Raw genomic sequence first — 18116 nt, forward strand, 5'->3', positions numbered from 1 at the left:
CCCTCATTACGGCCCTAATCCCCGTCGAACCCGAAAAAGGATGTGAAAGATCCAAGTTCTTCGCGTGGAAGCCTGAGCGAATTTACCGGCGCAGCGGGGTCGCCATAGCCCATTGACATACCGCACACGACGACTTCGTGCAGGGGAATATGCAAGTGCCTGCGGATGATGGAGTGATACTTTGCAAAGGAAATTTGGGGACAGGTATCCAGGCCGCGCGCCTTTGCGGCGATCATCACGCTCTGCAAAAATATTCCATAATCAAGCCAGCTGCCGCGTTCAAGGGCGCTATTCATCGTAAAAATAAAACCGACCGGTGCCCCGAAAAACTGGTAATTCCTCCCGGTTTGTGCGTCGCGCGCTGCCTGGTCTGTGCGGCAGATACCCAGGCTTTCGTAGTATCTCGAAGCGAAATCCTCGCGCCTGCAAGAAAATTCTTGCGCAAGGGTGTCCGGAAAATGCTTGTACGACGCAGTGTGCTCGGCAGCGCGGCAGCAATGCGCATCGAGAATTTCCTCACTCAATTTTTTCTTGGCTTCCCCAGCAACGATGTACACGCGCCAGGGCTGGATATTCGAATTACTCGGCGCTGCCCGCGCAACATCCAGGATCTCGGCGACCAGCTCTTTTTCCACAGGAATATCCAGAAAACACCGAACGGCCCGCCTCCCCCGAATCGCTTGGTCGACTGCCGCGCTCACATCCATCTCTTCCCGTTGATTCATGATTCTCTTTCTCAAGAAGCAGGCTGGTATTGCGCTGTCCAGCAATCGTCGCTTTTTTCAGGGCGGCTAAATCATTGCAGGCAATGCATATAAAAAAGAACACCATCCACTCTTATCGAGATTTTTTACGACCCTGGACAGGATTTTTGCATGAGACTTTTCAGATGGAAAGCGACCTTTCTGCAAGACAGATATGCACAAAATTCAATTCACCTTTCCCCGGCCTCCCGGGACTTGCCGACCAGGGCTTTGTGCTGGTGAGAAACAGCAGAGTCCTGGCACTTTCCATGAAGAAAATGGATGAAATGCTGTAAGCTTGTGTGGACAATTGTTGGCTTATTCATTGCTTGGAACTGTAAAAATGATCTCTTTTGACCGGCTCGATCTGAACCTCCTCCGGATATTCGACGCAGTCATGGAAGAGCGCAGCGTTCTCCGGGCGAGCCAGCGCCTGCATTTAAGCCAGTCTGCCGTCAGCCATGCACTATCGCGCCTGCGGGAAAGCGTTGGGGAGGATTTGTTCATCCGCACCAGCAACGGCGTGAGGCCGACCGATTTCGCTATGGAAATCAGCCATCCATTGCGTGCTGCCCTGCAAAGCATGCACGGCGCACTGTCCCGCGCAGCATCGCCTTTCCAGCCAGGAAGCATCAGCAAGACATTTGTAATTGCCGCAAACGACTACGTGTCCGCCATCCTGCTGCCGCGCCTCAATCACATGCTATCCCGGTCGGCGCCCGGCATAGACCTCGTGATACGGCCGTCAACGCGGCTTGACCTGGCTGAACAGATAGATCTTCGGCGCATCGACATTGCCATCGGGACGTTCAGTAGCATCCCTGAACGCCTGCACTCCCAATTGCTGATGCAACAGGACGAGGTGCTGATATGTCGAAATGGGCATCCGATTATGGCGGGCAAGATGTCCATGGCCGCCATGGCCACTTATCCGCTCGCTGTCGTTTCACTGGGGGGGGAGGAAGATGGAGCGGTCAGCGGCTTTATCCTGGAACGGGGACTCGCGCGGCAATCGGAGATGTACGACAGGCCGGCGCTTGAACAGGCCCTGCTGCAGGCCGATGTACAGATACGCAGCCAGATGACGATCCCGCATTTTCTTGCGATACCGTCGTTGCTGGAAAACAGCGAACTGGTAGCGATTGTTCCGCGGCCGCTCGCAACGGTTTTTGCACGCACCTACCCTCTTGCGATCCTGCCGCTACCGTATCCGGTTGGCCTTCAGCGCCTGGATCTCGTCTGGCATTCCCACAATGATCTTGATCCGGCGCACTGCTGGCTGCGTGCCCAACTATGCGAAGCTGCCGGCGCAGACATCGTGCGGAAGATGCAGGCTTAGGCGGCCGTAGCGGGAAAATATCGGCTCCCCGATACACCTAGGCCCGGCAATACTACAGGCCGGGCCGGTATTTCTGCTTTCTTCGGCGCGAACGCTTCAGTTGGCTGCCTCGTACACGAGCTTGCCGTCGACAATCGTCTGCAAAGGCTTGATATCCTTGATCTTCTCGTCAGGGACGGACAGGTAGTCGGCGGAAAGAACGACCATGTCGGCGAACTTTCCTGTCTCAATCGAACCCTTTTTGTTTTCTTCGAAGGTGTAGTACGGGCCCGCATTCGTGTACAGGCGCAGCGCCTCTTCACGCGTTACGGCCTGGTCCGCCCCATAGACACGTCCGCGCGGGTCTTTGCGGGTTACCATCACATACATGCCGACAAAGGGATTGAGCATATTGACGGGGTTATCGGTGCCTGCTGCGGTCCCCTCCAGTCCCAGCGTATCAAGCAGCAGCCTGGTCGGAACCGCCCGGTTGGCAAGCTTTGTGCCCATGAAGCGTTCAACGGTTCCCGCCTTGTCCCACATGAAAATATTCTGTGCGTCGACGCGTACGCCAAGCTTCCTGGCCCGGACCACCTGCTCGGGGGTAATCAGGCTGGCATGGATAAGGATAAAACGCTTGTCTTTCAGGCTGCTGTCCTTGCTCGCCTCTTCATAAGCATCCAGCGCCAGGTCGATGGCTGCATCACCGACGACATGCGTGCCGACCCGCCAGCCATATTGATTGGCCAGCCGCACATTCCGTTTGTAGACTTCAGGGTCGGTCGCCAGCATGCCGTGGTTATGGGGGTCATCGGCGTAGGCATCCCGGATGTAGGCAGATTTCAGCGACATGCCGCCGTCGGCAAACATCTTGATGCCTGCGGTACGTACCCAGTCATTGCCTATATTGTCCTTGAACTTTGCGGCCTTGAGCATCTGTTCGAATTCGGCAGAACTCGCCGCGCGCGTCAGCCACATCGTGCCGGTGCGTACAGAAGCCTGTTTGCGTTCGGCAACCGCAAAATAGACGCCTACCTGTTCTTCCGTCATCGCAGCGTCAATCGTGCTGGTAATGCCTGAACGGTTGTAGATACGCTGCGCAGCGATGGTTTGCGCCACCAGTTCTTCGAAGGTCGGGCTGGGTATCTTATTTTCTACTAGCTCTATTGCGGTTTCTTCCAGCACACCGGTCGCATCGCCGTTGGCATCGCGATAGATTTTTCCACCCACGGGATCTTTCGTATCCCGTCCTATGCCTGCAAGTTGAAGTGCCCTGCTGTTGGCCATCGCAAAATGACCGACCGTCTGCACGTATACCGGATTATTCGGCGCAGCCGCATCCAGCTCCTGCCGCGTGAGATAGCGCTGCTCTTTCAGCTGGGACGGCGGATGCCAGCGGCTGGTCTGTACCCAGGCCCCTGACGGCACTTTTTTGGCATTGATGAATTCCGCAATGATGGCCTGCGCCCCGGACACCGTTTTTGCGTTGATGACTTGCGCGGTAGTTTCCGCGGTACCGGCGCCGTTCATGTGGCTATGGCTATCCATGAGGCCGGGAATAACCGTCTTGCCTTGCAAATCCACCAAGCGGGTGGCGGGTGCAACATACCTCTTCATGTCGGCGGATGACCCTACGCCGATAAACTTGCCATCCTTGACCGCCACTGCCTGCGCAAGAGAAAACGACTTATCCGCGGTAATGAACTTGCCGTTGACGTACACGGTGTCTGCTGCTGTTGCCGATGGTGCAGTGGCATTCGTACTGCATGAGGCAAGCAGGGGGATGGCCGCGACCAAGGCTACAGCCGCAGTGCCGGCCAGAATATGCCGCCAGCCGCGGGCTCCGGTGAATCGGGTGGGAACGATGTTCGATGTCATTTTCAGGTCCTGTCCTTTGGTGTTAATGTTAGTGTTAGGGTGAAGGCGAAACGGCTCTTGGTGACTCCAGAGCAAAATATGATAAAAATACGTCCGTCATTTCAGGTCAATGGCCTTTGCGCGCGGCGAGAACAGGCCTGTCCGAAAGCTTCAAATATCGCGCGCGACAGTGGATCGATCGATACCGACACCTCAGGATGCCATTGCACGCCAAGCGCGAAATCACACCCCTCAACGCTGTATGCCTCGACCAGTTCATCCGGCGAGCGTGCCTCTACGAACAGCTTCGCTCCCAGCCTGTCAACGCCCTGCATATGCAATGAGTTAACCTGTACCGCACACTCTTTGGTAAGCCCGGACAGTATTCCACCCTGAGCAATGGCAACCCGGTGTTTGTACCTGTAGCGGTCGGCCAGGTTTTCGCCTGGGTCTTCCCGGTGATCAAGCCGGCCAGGTTTGCGATGGATGGCCGTGTCGAGCGTACCGCCGAACGCAACGTTCATTTCCTGAAATCCCCTGCAAATGGCAAGGACGGGAATGTCGCGTTCTGTCATCCGGCGCATCAGCTCCATTGAAATATGGTCTCTTTGCCGATCGAGAAGCATGTCCCCAGGCTCGCTGCCGCCGTATAGCAGGGGATCGACGTTCGATGCCCCTCCAGGGAACAGGACGCCGCTCAATGCCCTGGTGTACGGTTCAAGCTCGCGCAAATCCTCCGTTGCCGGGCAAAGTACCGGAATCACTCCCGCCACCTGGATCAGCGCCTTGATATAGCTGTGCTTGACGCCGTGGTAGTCATGCTCTCCGAGGAAAAAACGGTCGCACACTATCCCGACCAGCGGCGCCGCAGCTGATGTCTCAATCATGTCTTACTCTCATGAACCTGTCGCTATGCGGACGGGCAAGCCTCCGCGGGGAAATAAAACTCTGGCGCCGGTGCTACCGCTCCCGATACCAATTTTTGAGCAAACGCGAAGGTATCAAGATGCGGCCGGCGCAGCTCGAAAACGCTACTTCCCGGGGTCCTTGACGTTGGGCAGTTTGTCGAACTCGATATTGAAGAGGTCCTTGTCGCGCCGCTCTACCCGCCGGATATAGACGGTCTGTATGATGTCGCGCGTCTGCGGATCGATCATGATGGGGCCGCGCGGACTATTGAGCTTCAAGCCTTTCAATATTTCCATGGCCTTTTCGCCGTCCATCTGGCCCTTCAGGCGTTTGACGACTTCATAGATTGCCGCCATGCCGTCGTAGCCGGCAACCGCCATGAAGTTGGGTTTGATGCTGACCCCGAACTGGTTTTGATAACTTTTGAGGAAAGCCTTATTTTCGGCGGAGTCATGGGCCACAGAATAATGGCCTGCAGTAACGATGCCGAGCGCAGAATCTCCCATTACGTTCAGCAAGGCATCGTCCACTGCATCACTGGTCGAAATCATTTTGATGCCAGCCTTGTCAAGGCCGCGTTCACGGTAGCCGTGCACCAGCGCCGTCGCCATTTCGCCGGAAGGAACCCACATGAAGGCAGCATCCGGTTTCGCATCTTTAATGCGCTGCAGGAAAGGGCCGAAATCCGGATTTTTTAAGGGAACCGCGACTTCGCCGACGATGCTTCCACCCGCCTCGCTAAAGGTCTTCCTGAACTGGCTGGCGCCATCCTGGCCGGGGCCGTAATCGGCATAGAGCATGAATACACGCTTGATGCCATTTTTGGCCGCCCAGCTCGCAATGCCCATGGAGTTCTGTGCAATGGTCATGGAAGTGCGGACAATATACGGAGAGCGGCCTGTCAGCGTGGAGCTCGCGGCATTCATGACCACCATGGGAATTTTTGCCTGTGTCGCCACCGGGGCGGCAGCCAGCGCATTGGGCGTAAAGCCGAAGCCGGCAAAGAAATCCACCTTATCCCTAGAGGCAAGCTCCTGCGCCAGGCGTTTGGCCACTTCCGGGGCCGGGCCTCCCACATCTTTTACGATAAGTTCAATCTTGCGTCCGGCGACCGTGTCTCCATGTTCCTGCATATACAGCTTCATGCCATTGGTCATCTGCATACCGTATTCGGCCTGCGGTCCGGTCACTTCCACGATAACCCCCACCTTGACCGGATCCGCCGCCACGGCAAGCCGGGCCATCCCCATGATGCATACGGCCATCAACATTCGAATTTTCATTTCTCTCTCCTCTAGTAACTGTAATGAATGGTAAGACGCCAACCGTATCTGTCGCTTGCCGGCCCCCGGCTAAGCCAGCAGTTTTTTCAAATCAGCCTGCTCATCGCGAATCTGGTCGGGAGCCGGCGAAATCCCGGCGCCAAGTAACTTGCGCGCCAGCATGTGATCTTGCGGACGGTTAATGCTATCGACGGCAATCAGCAAGCCTGTACGGAAATAAAATACCGAGAAAGACTTTTTTTCGAAAGTACCGCGAACGATGAATTCATCCCACTGCGCGACCAGACCCGCCATCTGGAATTTCAGGTCGTATTGGTCCGACCAGAACCAGGGTACGTTGCGGTAGGGTTCTGTTTTTCCTGTAATCGAAGCGCCCGCCGCACGGGCCAGGTCATTGGCGCTCTGCACCGACTCAAGGCGAATAGCGCTTCCTTGCGGATACGCCCATGGATTGGGATAGGCCGCACAATCGCCGGCAGCGAAGATGTGTTCGTCGCTACTGCGGCCATGGATATCCACAACGACGCCGTTGTTCACGGCCAGCCCACTTTCCAGCGCAATTTCGACATTGGGGATGACACCGATGCCGACGACCAGCATGTCGCAATCGACCGAACTGCCGTCATCGAGTTCAACCGCCTCGACGACCCCGCTCTGTCCGCGCACGCCGGTGACCCGGCGCCCCATGCGGAATTGGACGCCATGTGCGGCGTGCACGTCGCGCACGAAGTCGGAGATCAGCGGCGGCGATACGCGGGACAGCAGGCGCGGCTCGGTCTCAATCAGCGTCACCTGCAAGCCGGCGGAGCGCAGGGAGGCGGCAACCTCCAGCCCGATAAAGCCGCCACCGACGATGACGGCACGCCTGGCTGTTTTGGTCGCCGTTCGCAGCCGCGTCGCATCGGCCAGATTACGCAGATAGTGGATGCCGCCCAGCGCCGCGCCAACACAATTCAATTCGCGGCAACGGGCACCGGTCGTCAATCCTACAAAGTCGTAGGCAAGCTTCTCGCCGCTTTCCAGCAGCACCTGGCGGTTATCCCGGTCCAGCTTGACAACGCGGGTAGATAGCAGAAGTTCTATCTTTTCCTCGGCAAAAAAAGCTTCCGATCTCAGTTGCGGACTCTTGCTGTCCACATCGCCCAGTAGAAATGCCTTGGACAGCGGCGGCCGCTGATACGGTATATGCGGCTCCTCTCCGATCAGCAGTATCCTGCCGCCGAACCCCTGCTCACGCGCGGACACCGCAAGCTGCACGCCGGCGTACGACGCACCAATGACGATCAAAGTCTTGCCCATGCCGTTCACCCTTGGCGTTCGGGTACATGCACCACCAGGCCATCCAGATCGGCGGTGATAACGATCTGGCAGCTGAGGCGGCTGGTCGCCCGCTGTTCCGCCGCCACGCCTTCGAGCAGCGCAAGTTCGGTGGGATCCGGCGCGGCAAGACGGTCGAAGAACTCCGGCGCCACATACACATGGCAAGTCGCACACGACATGGAACCGCCGCATTCGGCATCGATGCCCCTGACGTTGTTGTGGATGGCAGCTTCCATGACGGTAGCGCCGGCCTTTACTTCAAGCTCGCGGCGGGCGCCGTCCTTGAGTATGTAGGTGATATGGGGCATGGCTAATTCCTTTACAGCTTTTCATTGAGCGGGCAGATACGAATGAGTGCGATGCTAGAACACATTGAAGTACTCTTTCTGCTCCCACTCCGTTACTTCCATATTGAATCTCGCAATCTCGGCTTCCTTGATTTTGCAGAAATAATCGACAAATCCGGCGCCCAGCCCCTCTCGCAGACAGGCGTCGTTTCTCAGGCATTCAATGGCATCGGCCAGGGTATGCGGCAGATACTGCGCCGGGGTCTCATAAGGAGCATCGGCGGACGGACCCGGCTCCAGTTCCCGGTGAATGCCGTCAAGCCCTGACAGTACCTGCGAGCTGAAGTACAGATAAGGGTTGGCAGCCGGCTCCCCTACGCGGTTTTCCAGCCGCGTCGCATTGTCGTTGGCGCCGCCGAGAACGCGCACCATCACGCCGCGGTTGTCGCGCCCCCAGATCGCACGGTCGGGAGCCAGCGAATAGGCACGGTAACGCTTGTAACCGTTAATGGTCGGAGTGGAAAGCGCCGTTGCGCCGCAGGCATGCTCCAGCAGCCCTGCCATGTAGTGGCGGCCGAGATCGGACAAGTCTGCTCCCGGAGTCATCGGCATGAAGGCATTGCTTTTATCCTTGGAGTGAATCAGCGATTGATGCATGTGCCAGCCACTGGAAATCACGTTGGGGATACGCGGCCGGCACATAAAGGTCGCGTGATAGCCGTTGCGCTGGCAAATCTGCTTGACTGCGCTGCGGAACAGGATCATGTCATCCGCTATCTGCAGGCCGACAGCGGGCGCGAAGGTGAATTCGACCTGGCTCGGCCCATATTCGACTTCCAGCGAGCGCAAGGGAAGCCCCAGCTTGATAATATCCCGCCGGATCAGCTCAAGCACTGGATCTATCTGGTCATACCGGAGTTCGGTAAGGAACTGATAGCCATGCGACAGCAGGCTCACCTCCGGCGGTTCGCCAGGCTGCCCGGCATCCGCCGGCTGCATGCGCGGATCATTGACTTTAAAGATATGAAATTCGACTTCAAGACCCGCCATGAAATCATAGCCCTGAGACGACAGGCGATCCAGCGCATTCCTGAACAGCTGGCGTGTCGCAAAAGGCACAGGGCGGCCGTTCGAAAAGTACACGTCGCAAAGGAACCAGCCAGTGTGCGGCGCCCAGGGTAGCACTTTGAATGTGGTTGGGTCCGGTATCATCAATACGTCGGCCGCACCCTGCATTTCCGGCATGTCGAAGCCGCCGCCGGCCGAAAAGACGGGGAACACTGTCCTATGCGAAGTATCTTTGGCGAACATCGTAGTAGTCATGGTGACGCCGTTGCGCAAGGCATTGGCAGCCTCCTCCACTACCAGCGTTTTCCCTCTCAGTAAACCATGCTGGTCTGGAAAGGAAAACCGGATAATTTCAATATTTCTGGCCTTGAGTTCTTCAAGGGCATGCAGGGCGGCGGCATGTTGCGCCTCAGTCCACAGACCGAATTTTTCAACGAAGGACATAGATGTCTGTGCGCGACTCACGGCAAAGGCCGTCACCCGCGCTCCTCTCAATTAGTTTCTGGGATTATTTAAGCCCGCGCTGGGCCCACTCCGATGCTTGCCGGCGCTTCATGTCGGCCTCTTTCCAGTATTCATTCCATTTGCCTGCCGGACCTATACCGTCTATCGATGCAGGGCCTGTCAATGTCCGTGCTTTTTCCTCGTTGACCATCATCAGCGCCTTTTCGCCTGCCGCATTTTTGTCAATCGCCTCGATCAGCAGGCGGCGGAAGGCGATAATTCCTTTGTCCGTCGTACCCAGATGTTCGCGGGTCCTGTTCTGGATAGTCCCTTGCGATTCAATCGCCCATTGGTCATGGACATTGATGTCATTGCCCATGCCGGTATAGGTTTCATTCAACTGCTCTTCAACGCTGAAGCCGTACTGGTTCGATTTGTTCTTGCGTGGCTTGTAATCGGGAAGCTCATACAGGTTCAGGCGCTGCTGGCGCATCTGCTCTTTGTTGGTGGCCGCGCCGAAACTCGTGAAAATCGCATACCAGTAGCAGTTATGGTCGTCAATCGGCACATGCCATTGCGAGATCGTCATTTCCGAACTCATGGGAATGACAAAAGCCTGAGGGAATACAACGTTGGTGACGCGCACATGCGTCTGGCTCTCGCTCAACTCGCGCAGTGCAATCAGCTGCAAACCGTAGTCGGCGGGATTGACGTGGATTTCCGGACAGTCGTATTCGCGCAAGACCTTGGTAATCGGCATGTCGGAATCGGCGGATGCGCCGCGAAACTGCTTGCCATAACTCGCATCGGTATCCTCGTCCTGGAAAAACCGGTGCAGATAGGACGCGTGGGCCGGGTCTATGCCGACTTCGAGCGCCTGCAACCAGTTACATTCAAACAGGCCCTTGAATGCGAACGTATATTGATCCGGAGCGACAAAACAATCGAAATCCGGGAATGCAGGCGGCTCTCCGCTGCCAAGGTACGCAAACAGGATGCCTCCGCGCTCAGAAACAGGATAAGACTTCTGGTGTATGCGCTTGCACAAAGTGCTGCCCTGCGGCTCGGCGGGAGTTTCCAGGCACTGCCCTTTGCCATCAAACAGCCAGCCATGGAATGCGCAGCGCAGCCCGCCATTCTCCAGCCGGCCGAAAGCCAGGTCCGCGCCGCGGTGCGGGCAATCACGGTCAAGCATCGCATAGCCGCCGTCTTCGTTCCGGAATATGACGAAATCCTCGCCAAGCAGGCGCACAGCCTTGACCGGCCGCGGCCCTTGCAACTCATCCACAAGTGCGGCGGGTTGCCAGTAGTTGCGAAGTAATTTTCCTGCCGACGCCTCAGGGCCCACACGGGTGATTAAATCGTTTTGCTCAGAACTCATCATGATGCGCCTCTACTTTCTCTACAGGGTGTCAATTAATTTCAATTCAAGCCGCCCGCCGGGAGACTTTTACCGCTCGCTCTGCATGCGTTATCCGCAGCCTTCCAGCTCATTGTATATTCAATGTATTCATTTTTCAAATTAATGCATGCAATTTTATTTTTAATCATTTATATAGAAACATAAAATTTTATTGAAAATAAAATTAACTCATTGTTTTAAAAGGTTTATTTATATATTTTTCGAAATATGGAAAATTTTAAAAAATCCAAAAATAGCCACGTTTTTCAAAAATTGTATGCAATCAGAACATTTAGTATTTCAGATCGGCGGGAAAAAGTCATGTATGTATGCATATCGACTAAAATGACGAAACATCAGTCCAGCGTGGAGCTGGCATATTCAGACGGGGTTAGCAATGGAGTCACAACAGGAGCGGGTGCTGGTTCAGCTCAGGGATTTGATACTGAAGGGGGAGTTTGCCCCTGGGGAAAGGCTTGCGGAAATAGCACTGGCGGAAAAATTGGCGGCCTCGCGCACGCCGGTGCGGCTCGCGCTCGCAACCCTGCAACAGGAGGGGCTCGTGGAACCCTCTGCTTCAGGCGGATATTTGATGAGGCAGCTTACCGCGACGGAAATTGCGGATGCGATCGACGTTAGGGGTACGCTGGAGGGAATGGCGGCAAAACTGGTGGCCGAGCATGGCGTTCCGCGACAACTGTCGCTGGCCTTGCATGAATGCCTGGTGGAGGGCGACCGCATACTGAACAAGCCCACGCTTGACTACGATGACTACACTGCCTACATCGCCATGAACAACCGCTTCCATCAGCTTATTATTGACGGTGCCGGCAATGCGGCGCTCGCCCGAGCGAACGAAACCAATAACCGCCTGCCGTTTGCCGCCGCCAGTGCAATGCTGCCGATGCAGTCATCCATCGACGAAGGGCCGCAAAGCCTGCGCTTTGCCCACCGCCAGCACCATAACCTGGTGTATGCAATGGAACATGGGCAAAGTTCGCGCGCGCAGGCGCTGGCCGAGGAGCATGTGCAAACTGCCAAAATGAACCTTGATTTTGCGCTCCAGCGACCGGAAGCCACGATCAAGATCGTGCCTGCTTTCCGGTTGCTAATGGGTGCGGCTGTCTGAGGACAACTTTGGAGAGGCGCAATTCGCCGGCCGTCAGCCTTGCATAGCCTCCATGGCATCGGACAAGAGTTCTATCATGCTGCAGTCGAAGGTAGGGATGCCGCACACTTCCACCACGTCCCGCCGCTCGGCAAAACTGTCGTCGATAAAAATGGCGGTGCGTTCGGGGATATAGGCGGATTTCTTTTCCCGCTGGCGCAGATGGATGACCTCATCGAACATGCCTGACAGCCGGTGAATATCCAATGTCCGCTCAAGATCGCCTGCGTGGCGCGTAATCAGCTTGACGCACTTGCCCTGGTTGCGGCACTGGTAGATCAGTTTCACCAGCGATACGTTGACCTTGTCTCGCAGCAGCAGCGTGTCGTCCAGGTCGATATAGGCAGTATCAAACGAAATCTGATGCCGGTAGCGATTGCTTAATGCCCTGTCCAACTCAATCTCCCCCGGGTTCAGCAGAACGGACAACGGCAGACGCTCATGCTCAAAAATGCTCAGCAGTGGAAAATTCACCCCCATCACCCGGTGAGTTGCCATCGCGCCGGCGATCCGCGGCGCCACTTCCAGCAGCACCAGGTCTCCGCTTTCCGCCCTTTTTAACTGAAAAAACCAGGCGCCGCGCAAGCCTAGCCGGGCGCCGATTTTTTCAGCCAGCATGCTGGCTTCGTCGATGTTCTCGGTATGGGTATTGACGGAAATGCCGTTGCGCGTCCTCCTGCGGCTGCGTGCGCCTGCGAACAGCAAGCCACGCTCCCTGTCCGAAAAGCAGTCCACCGTATATTCTTCGCCCGGCAGATATTCGCAAATAATGGAACCAGGCACCTCGGACAAGGCAGCATCCAGTTCAATGCGGCCATGGATCTTTTTCGCGCCAAACGAACCCTGGCCGCGGTCGGGCTTGACGAATACCGGATAGCGCGCAACCAGATCCGCATGCGGATAGACGTGCGGCACGCGGACGATATCCGCCAGTCGCGCGTAGGTATCCATCTTGGAACGGGTAATCTCACACGTTTGCAATGGCGAAGAAATAATGGCCGCAGGGATATGCTGCTGCTCCCGGCTCAAGGCGAGCACAATGTCGTCATAGGCCGGAAAAATATAGTCAATGGACAACTCGCGGCACAAGTCCACCAGCCGCGGCAACCAGTCCGCTTCATGGATATTGGGAATGACATGGTATTGCGGATACGCAAACTCGGCATGATTGGAGACAGCTTGTCCGGCGCCAAAAACCTTTACTTCTTTGCAAAATTTAAGGGCATGGTAGATCTCCAGGCCTATTTCTGTACCCGCTGGGAAAACCAGCACATTGCGGACATCCATTCTTTCTCCGTAAAAATTTAACAAGATCAACACGGCGCTTCGCCTTGCTCGTCGACATGGATAATACCAAGATCAGTCCATCCCCCATAATTTTGCAGGCAGGCGCCTGCAAATCGCTCTTCAATCGCAACAATTAGCATAATTGGCCGCTTGTCCGTATAAAGCGATTGCCCGGCCAGCGGTGGATGTCCGCTGCCCGCCGGACAGTTAAGTTCCTTTCACACGCAAGGCCGCATTCAGACGCCATGGTAGCTTGCTGCCAATGTCAAAAACCAATAGACTGAGCCTAGAGACAATACTAGTTTGACCTTGGGTGCCCTCCCGTTTTCCCGTCTGACGGCGCTGCATACGGTCAGCTTGCACAGAAAACCAAAATTATGCGTATCTTGCTTGCGGAAGACGATAGCGTACTTGCAGACGGACTGACCCGCTCGCTGCGGCAGTCCGGCTATGCGACCGATTGCGTCAATAACGGCCAGGAGGCGGATTCAGCACTGTCCACCCAGGATTTCGACCTGCTGATCCTGGACTTGGGCCTGCCCAAGATGAACGGGCTGGAAGTCCTGCGCCGCTTGCGGGCACGCAATTCGCACCTGCCGGTGCTGATACTGACGGCAGCGGACTCCGTCGAGCAAAGGGTCAAGGGCTTGGACTTGGGGGCGGACGACTACATGGCCAAGCCGTTTGCGCTGTCGGAACTGGAGGCGCGGGTGCGCGCCCTTACCCGCCGCGGCGCCGGCGGCGGCCCTACCGTCATCAAGCACGGGCCATTGACTTACGACCAGGTTGGCCGCATTGCTTATATCCATGAGCAGATGCTGGATTTGTCGGCACGCGAACTGGGCTTGCTGGAAGTGCTGCTACAACGCACCGGACGGCTGGTCTCCAAGGAACAGCTGGTGGACCATCTTTGCGAATGGGGCGAAGAAGTCAGCAACAACGCCATCGAAGTGTATGTGCATAGGCTGCGCAAAAAAATCGAAGTGGATGGCGTGCGCATTGCCACCGTGCGCGGACTTGGCTATTGCCTGGAGAAATTTTTCGTCGCTCCCGCGGCCTCCACCGCTGCAACTCCGCCGGCTGTCGACACAGAGCGGCCATGACACGGGAAAGCGGCGCGCACGAAGCAGCGGCACCGCTGGCGCCGGACAACAAGATTCACAGCCAGCCGCCGGAAAAAATCCAGCGCTCACTGTTTGGAGAAATCCTGGACTGGATGCTGGCGCCGCTACTGCTACTGTGGCCGCTCAGCATCGCTATCACCTACCTGGTCGCCAAATCGATCGCCAACCAGCCTTTTGACCGCGCCTTGGAAGACGATGTGCTGGTGCTGGCCCAGCAAGTCAAGGAGGTGGACGGCAAGATCATCACCCAGCTGACTCGTCCGGCCCGCGACATTTTGCGTGCAGACGACCTGGACAGCAGGTACTTTCAGGTCAAGGACAGCAAGGGGGAGCTGGTGGACGGCGACCGCGAGCTGCCGCTGCCCAATGACGAAGACAAGCCGCTGCCCGGCTCGGTATCACTGCGCACCGAAAATCTGCGCGGCATAGAGATACGCATCGCCTATAGCTATATCGACCTGAACAGCCGCGCCAGCATCGGCCCCGGCCTGGGCAAAGACAACCGTGAACAGCACCTGGCGCTGGTGCAGGTTGCAGAGACACTGGAAAAGCGCACGGTGCTTGCCAACGAAATCATCAAGGGTGTGATCCTGCCGCAGTTCATCATCTTGCCGGTGGCGCTGGCGCTGGTCTGGTTTGCGCTATCACGCGGGCTGTCGCCGCTGGCCGAATTGCAATACCGCATACGCGCGCGCCGGCCCGATGACCTCAGCCCCATCGACTCCCGCCAGGTCCCGGAAGAGATTTCTCCGCTGGTGCGCTCGCTGAACGATATGCTGGGCCGCCTGGCGCAGACCATAGAAATACAGAAGCGTTTCATCGCCGACGCCGCCCACCAGATGAAGACGCCGCTAGCCGGCATGCGCATGCAATCCGAGCTGGCGCTGCGAGAAACCGACCAGGCGGAAATCCACCGCTCGCTGCTGCAGCTATCCAAAAGCTCGGAAGCCGCAACCCGCCTTGTTAATCAGCTGCTAACGCTGGCCCGTGCGGAAAACCAGACACCCGCGACCAAGCCGCTGGTGCCAGTGGAATTGGCGGAACTGGCGCGCAGCGCCGTGCAGGACTGGATACCGACTTCTTTTACCTACAACATAGACCTGGGTTTCGAGCAGCCCGGCTACCCCGTCATGATCGCCGGTAATTCGCTGATGTTGCGCGAACTACTGAACAACCTGATCGACAATGCGCTGCATTACACGCCCAAAGGCCAGAGCGTCACCGTCCGGATACGCGTAATGGACGATGAGCAGCTGGTCGTGCTGGAAGTGGAAGATAACGGCCCCGGCATACCGCCGTCCGAACGCAGCCGGGTCTTCGAGCGTTTCTACCGCATCCTCGGCAGCAATGTGGCAGGCAGCGGACTGGGCCTGGCCATTGTGCGCGAAATCGCACAGCAGCATGATGCGAACATAGAAATAGCGAACAATTCCCGCAACCAGGATCCCAAATTCCCCGGTTGCCTGTTCCGTATCTCTTTCCGCATGAATCCCTATTCCGCCTACCCAGGAGACTTCGGCTGATGAGCGACACCGATCAACAAGCACCCACGTCCGCTACCGCCAGCACTACCGCCAGTTTCCGGCACTGGCCGCAAACCCGGAAACTGAGCGCATGGCTGTTGGCCTGCTGGTTTGTGCTGACCTTCGGCACGCTGTTTTTTGCGCGTGAATTATCCGGCATCTACTTCTTCGGCTGGTCGCTGTCGTTCTACATGGCGGCACAAGGCCTGAGCCTGTTTTACGTATTGATACTGGCGGCCTACTCGCTGGCGATGCGGCGTGTGGAAAAAGCAGGAAGGAGCCATTCCTGATGGCGCTGAAAAGTTTCACCAGAAGGCTGACGATCTATTACTTCTGGTACACCATCCTGTTCTTTGTTTTCCTGATCAGCCTGGCCGTGCTGGAAAAAGAAGGCGTGCCGCGGGTCTGGATAGGCTACCTGTTCATGTTCGCCACCATCGTCATCTACGCCGGCATAGGCGTGATGAGCCGCACCTCGGATATTTCAGAATATTACGTAGCGGGACGGCGCGTACCTGCCGTGTTCAACGGCATGGCCACTGCTGCCGACTGGATGTCCGCCGCCAGCTTCCTCAGCCTGGCGGGCGGCATCTACCTGACAGGATTTGACGGCCTTGCTTATATCATCGGCTGGACCGGCGGCTTCTGCCTGGTGGCGCTGCTGATTGCGCCTTACCTGCGCAAGTTCGGCCAGTACAGCATCCCGGATTTTCTTGGCACCCGCTATGCAGGCAAGCACGGCAGCAATGCCGTGCGCATACTGGCCGTCATCGCCACCGTGATCATCTCCTTCACCTATGTCGTGGCGCAGATCTACGGCGTCGGCCTGATTACGTCACGCTTTACCGGCGTGGATTTTTCGGTCGGCATTTTCCTCGGCCTGGCGAGCATCCTGGTGTGCTCCTTCCTCGGCGGGATGCGCGCGGTAACGTGGACCCAGGTGGCGCAGTACATCATCATCATCGTCGCTTACATGATCCCGGTCACCTGGCTGTCAGCCAAGCACACGCATTTGCCGATACCGCAACTGGCTTACGGCACCACGCTGCCGGCGCTGAACCTGAAAGAGAAAATCTTTGCCAATGACCCCAAGGAACAGCAAGTCCGGGCCATTTTTGAACAGCGAGCCGACGCCTACCTGGACAAGATACAGCACCTGCCCGGCTCCTGGGAGGAAGGCCGCTATGAAGTGCAGCGCAAGCTGGAAGACCTCAAATCGGGCAACGCATCGCTGATCGACATCAAGGCCGCGGGAAGAGAGCTGGCAAACTATCCGAAGACGCCACAGGAAGCCGAAATACGCTGGAACGAGGCAAGGAGCGCCAACCTGGCGCGGGCCGAGCCTCCCGTGTCAAATTTCCAGCCCTACGCAGCAAAAACCAAGGAAGAATCGGACATCAAGCGCAACAACTTCATGGCGCTGGTCTTTTGCCTGATGATGGGGACGGCGGCGCTACCGCACATCCTGATCCGCTACTACACGCCGCCATCGGTAAGGGAAAGCCGCGATTCGGTATTCTGGTCGCTGTTCTTCATCATGCTGCTGTATGTGACGATACCGGCGCTGGCGATTCTGGTGAAATACGATATCTATACATCGCTGGTGGGCACCGATTTTTCCAAGCTGCCTTCGTGGGTCACATACTGGAGCAGTGTGGACAAGATCAACCCGCTGGTCAATATCACCGACATCAATCACGACGGCATCGTGCAACTGGCGGAAATTGCGCTGGACGGCGATATCGTTGTGCTGGCGACGCCGGAAATTGCAGGCTTGCCCTATGTTATCTCCGGCCTGATCGCCGCCGGCGGCCTGGCTGCGGCGCTGTCCACTGCCGATGGACTGCTATTGACGATTTCCAACTCGCTGTCGCACGACATCTACTACAAGATCGTCGATCCGCAGGCGTCCACGCAAAAGCGCGTCACCATTTCCAAGCTGCTGCTACTGGTGGTGGCGCTGGTGGCCGCCTACGTCGCATCGCTCAAGCCGGCTGATATATTATCGCTGGTCGGCGCCGCGTTTTCACTGGCGGCTTCGGCCCTGTTTCCTGCACTGGTGATGGGCGTGTTCTGGAAACGCGCGAACCAGCATGGCGCGATCGCCGGCATCATCACCGGTTTTGTGGTGTGCGTGTACTACATGCTGCATACACATCCGCTGTTTGGCGGTAATATAAGCAATCAGTGGTTCCATATCGCCGCCATTTCGGCCGGCGTATTCGGCGTGCCGGCCGGCATGGCGGCCCTGATCGGCGTCAGCCTGCTGACGCCCGCAACCGATCTGCACACGCTGGACCTGGTGGACTACATTAGGGAGCCCGATGAGAAATAACGTAGATTAACGCCCGCATTACCCCTTCTGCCGCACTCTGGCACGTTT

At 56.9% G+C, this 18116-nt stretch carries 15 protein-coding genes; 6 read left to right on the forward strand and 9 right to left on the reverse strand.

What is annotated here, in order from left to right:
- Positions 1–14 precede the first annotated feature (14 nt).
- Positions 15–725 carry a nitroreductase gene (locus ACO0LO_RS11135; RefSeq protein ID WP_422964297.1) on the reverse strand — a complete coding sequence of 237 codons (711 nt, stop codon included), beginning with the start codon at positions 723–725 and terminating at the stop codon, positions 15–17.
- A 361-nt stretch (positions 726–1086) separates the two neighbouring features.
- Here ACO0LO_RS11135 and ACO0LO_RS11140 point away from each other — a divergent pair, with 361 nt between their 5' ends.
- A complete protein-coding gene (locus tag ACO0LO_RS11140; RefSeq protein WP_422964298.1) occupies positions 1087–2082 on the forward strand; it encodes a LysR substrate-binding domain-containing protein in 996 nt (331 codons plus the stop codon).
- Between the two features lie 96 nt (positions 2083–2178).
- Here the strand turns inward: ACO0LO_RS11140 and ACO0LO_RS11145 are convergent, their stop codons facing one another.
- From ACO0LO_RS11145 to ACO0LO_RS11175, 7 genes are all read right to left on the reverse strand, one after another.
- Positions 2179–3939: an amidohydrolase gene (locus tag ACO0LO_RS11145; RefSeq protein ID WP_422964299.1), complete on the reverse strand. Its 1761-nt coding sequence runs from the start codon at positions 3937–3939 to the stop codon at positions 2179–2181.
- 101 nt (positions 3940–4040) lie between these two features.
- Positions 4041–4805: a gamma-glutamyl-gamma-aminobutyrate hydrolase family protein gene (locus ACO0LO_RS11150; protein ID WP_422964300.1), complete on the reverse strand. Its 765-nt coding sequence runs from the start codon at positions 4803–4805 to the stop codon at positions 4041–4043.
- Between the two features lie 144 nt (positions 4806–4949).
- Positions 4950–6110: an ABC transporter substrate-binding protein gene (locus tag ACO0LO_RS11155; protein WP_422964301.1), complete on the reverse strand. Its 1161-nt coding sequence runs from the start codon at positions 6108–6110 to the stop codon at positions 4950–4952.
- Between the two features lie 69 nt (positions 6111–6179).
- Entirely contained in the window at positions 6180–7409 is a 1230-nt protein-coding gene (locus ACO0LO_RS11160) for an NAD(P)/FAD-dependent oxidoreductase (RefSeq protein ID WP_422964302.1), read from the reverse strand.
- Positions 7410–7414: 5 nt separating this feature from the next.
- A complete protein-coding gene (locus ACO0LO_RS11165) occupies positions 7415–7738 on the reverse strand; it encodes a 2Fe-2S iron-sulfur cluster-binding protein (RefSeq protein WP_422964303.1) in 324 nt (107 codons plus the stop codon).
- Between the two features lie 54 nt (positions 7739–7792).
- The gene (locus ACO0LO_RS11170; RefSeq protein WP_422964304.1) at positions 7793–9229 is read right to left on the reverse strand and encodes a glutamine synthetase family protein; all 1437 of its coding nucleotides are present in this window, start codon (positions 9227–9229) and stop codon (positions 7793–7795) included.
- Between the two features lie 64 nt (positions 9230–9293).
- Positions 9294–10613 carry a Rieske 2Fe-2S domain-containing protein gene (locus ACO0LO_RS11175; RefSeq protein WP_422964305.1) on the reverse strand — a complete coding sequence of 440 codons (1320 nt, stop codon included), beginning with the start codon at positions 10611–10613 and terminating at the stop codon, positions 9294–9296.
- Between the two features lie 415 nt (positions 10614–11028).
- Between ACO0LO_RS11175 and ACO0LO_RS11180 the strand changes: the two genes are divergently transcribed.
- The gene (locus ACO0LO_RS11180) at positions 11029–11760 is read left to right on the forward strand and encodes a GntR family transcriptional regulator (protein ID WP_422964306.1); all 732 of its coding nucleotides are present in this window, start codon (positions 11029–11031) and stop codon (positions 11758–11760) included.
- 33 nt (positions 11761–11793) lie between these two features.
- Here the strand turns inward: ACO0LO_RS11180 and ACO0LO_RS11185 are convergent, their stop codons facing one another.
- Positions 11794–13086, reverse strand: coding sequence for an ATP-grasp domain-containing protein (locus ACO0LO_RS11185; RefSeq protein WP_422964307.1), 1293 nt, complete (start codon positions 13084–13086; stop codon positions 11794–11796).
- A 377-nt stretch (positions 13087–13463) separates the two neighbouring features.
- Here ACO0LO_RS11185 and ACO0LO_RS11190 point away from each other — a divergent pair, with 377 nt between their 5' ends.
- The 4 genes from ACO0LO_RS11190 to ACO0LO_RS11205 are packed head-to-tail and all read left to right on the forward strand — an operon-like array spanning position 13464 to position 18068.
- Positions 13464–14189 (forward strand): response regulator, encoded by a 726-nt coding sequence (locus ACO0LO_RS11190; RefSeq protein ID WP_422964308.1) that lies wholly within the window; start codon positions 13464–13466, stop codon positions 14187–14189.
- A complete protein-coding gene (locus ACO0LO_RS11195; protein ID WP_422964309.1) occupies positions 14186–15733 on the forward strand; it encodes a sensor histidine kinase N-terminal domain-containing protein in 1548 nt (515 codons plus the stop codon). The genes ACO0LO_RS11190 and ACO0LO_RS11195 overlap by 4 nt, the downstream gene beginning before the upstream one ends.
- Positions 15733–16023 carry a DUF4212 domain-containing protein gene (locus ACO0LO_RS11200; protein ID WP_422964310.1) on the forward strand — a complete coding sequence of 97 codons (291 nt, stop codon included), beginning with the start codon at positions 15733–15735 and terminating at the stop codon, positions 16021–16023. The genes ACO0LO_RS11195 and ACO0LO_RS11200 overlap by 1 nt, the downstream gene beginning before the upstream one ends.
- Entirely contained in the window at positions 16023–18068 is a 2046-nt protein-coding gene (locus tag ACO0LO_RS11205; RefSeq protein WP_422964311.1) for a sodium:solute symporter family protein, read from the forward strand. Before ACO0LO_RS11200 ends, ACO0LO_RS11205 begins: the two co-directional genes overlap by 1 nt.
- The last annotated feature ends 48 nt before the right edge of the window (positions 18069–18116 follow it).

The organism is Undibacterium sp. TJN25, assembly GCF_049339885.1.
GTDB lineage: Bacteria > Pseudomonadota > Gammaproteobacteria > Burkholderiales > Burkholderiaceae_D > Undibacterium.

What these genes read in the sequence shown, in the direction of transcription:
- ACO0LO_RS11135 (WP_422964297.1), bottom strand. Translation starts at nt 725, where the DNA reads ATGAATCAACGGGAAGAGATGGATGTGAGCGCGGCAGTCGACCAAGCG.
- ACO0LO_RS11140 (WP_422964298.1), top strand. Translation starts at nt 1,087, where the DNA reads ATGATCTCTTTTGACCGGCTCGATCTGAACCTCCTCCGGATATTCGAC.
- ACO0LO_RS11145 (WP_422964299.1), bottom strand. Translation starts at nt 3,939, where the DNA reads ATGACATCGAACATCGTTCCCACCCGATTCACCGGAGCCCGCGGCTGG.
- ACO0LO_RS11150 (WP_422964300.1), bottom strand. Translation starts at nt 4,805, where the DNA reads ATGATTGAGACATCAGCTGCGGCGCCGCTGGTCGGGATAGTGTGCGAC.
- ACO0LO_RS11155 (WP_422964301.1), bottom strand. Translation starts at nt 6,110, where the DNA reads ATGAAAATTCGAATGTTGATGGCCGTATGCATCATGGGGATGGCCCGG.
- ACO0LO_RS11160 (WP_422964302.1), bottom strand. Translation starts at nt 7,409, where the DNA reads ATGGGCAAGACTTTGATCGTCATTGGTGCGTCGTACGCCGGCGTGCAG.
- ACO0LO_RS11165 (WP_422964303.1), bottom strand. Translation starts at nt 7,738, where the DNA reads ATGCCCCATATCACCTACATACTCAAGGACGGCGCCCGCCGCGAGCTT.
- ACO0LO_RS11170 (WP_422964304.1), bottom strand. Translation starts at nt 9,229, where the DNA reads ATGTCCTTCGTTGAAAAATTCGGTCTGTGGACTGAGGCGCAACATGCC.
- ACO0LO_RS11175 (WP_422964305.1), bottom strand. Translation starts at nt 10,613, where the DNA reads ATGATGAGTTCTGAGCAAAACGATTTAATCACCCGTGTGGGCCCTGAG.
- ACO0LO_RS11180 (WP_422964306.1), top strand. Translation starts at nt 11,029, where the DNA reads ATGGAGTCACAACAGGAGCGGGTGCTGGTTCAGCTCAGGGATTTGATA.
- ACO0LO_RS11185 (WP_422964307.1), bottom strand. Translation starts at nt 13,086, where the DNA reads ATGGATGTCCGCAATGTGCTGGTTTTCCCAGCGGGTACAGAAATAGGC.
- ACO0LO_RS11190 (WP_422964308.1), top strand. Translation starts at nt 13,464, where the DNA reads ATGCGTATCTTGCTTGCGGAAGACGATAGCGTACTTGCAGACGGACTG.
- ACO0LO_RS11195 (WP_422964309.1), top strand. Translation starts at nt 14,186, where the DNA reads ATGACACGGGAAAGCGGCGCGCACGAAGCAGCGGCACCGCTGGCGCCG.
- ACO0LO_RS11200 (WP_422964310.1), top strand. Translation starts at nt 15,733, where the DNA reads ATGAGCGACACCGATCAACAAGCACCCACGTCCGCTACCGCCAGCACT.
- ACO0LO_RS11205 (WP_422964311.1), top strand. Translation starts at nt 16,023, where the DNA reads ATGGCGCTGAAAAGTTTCACCAGAAGGCTGACGATCTATTACTTCTGG.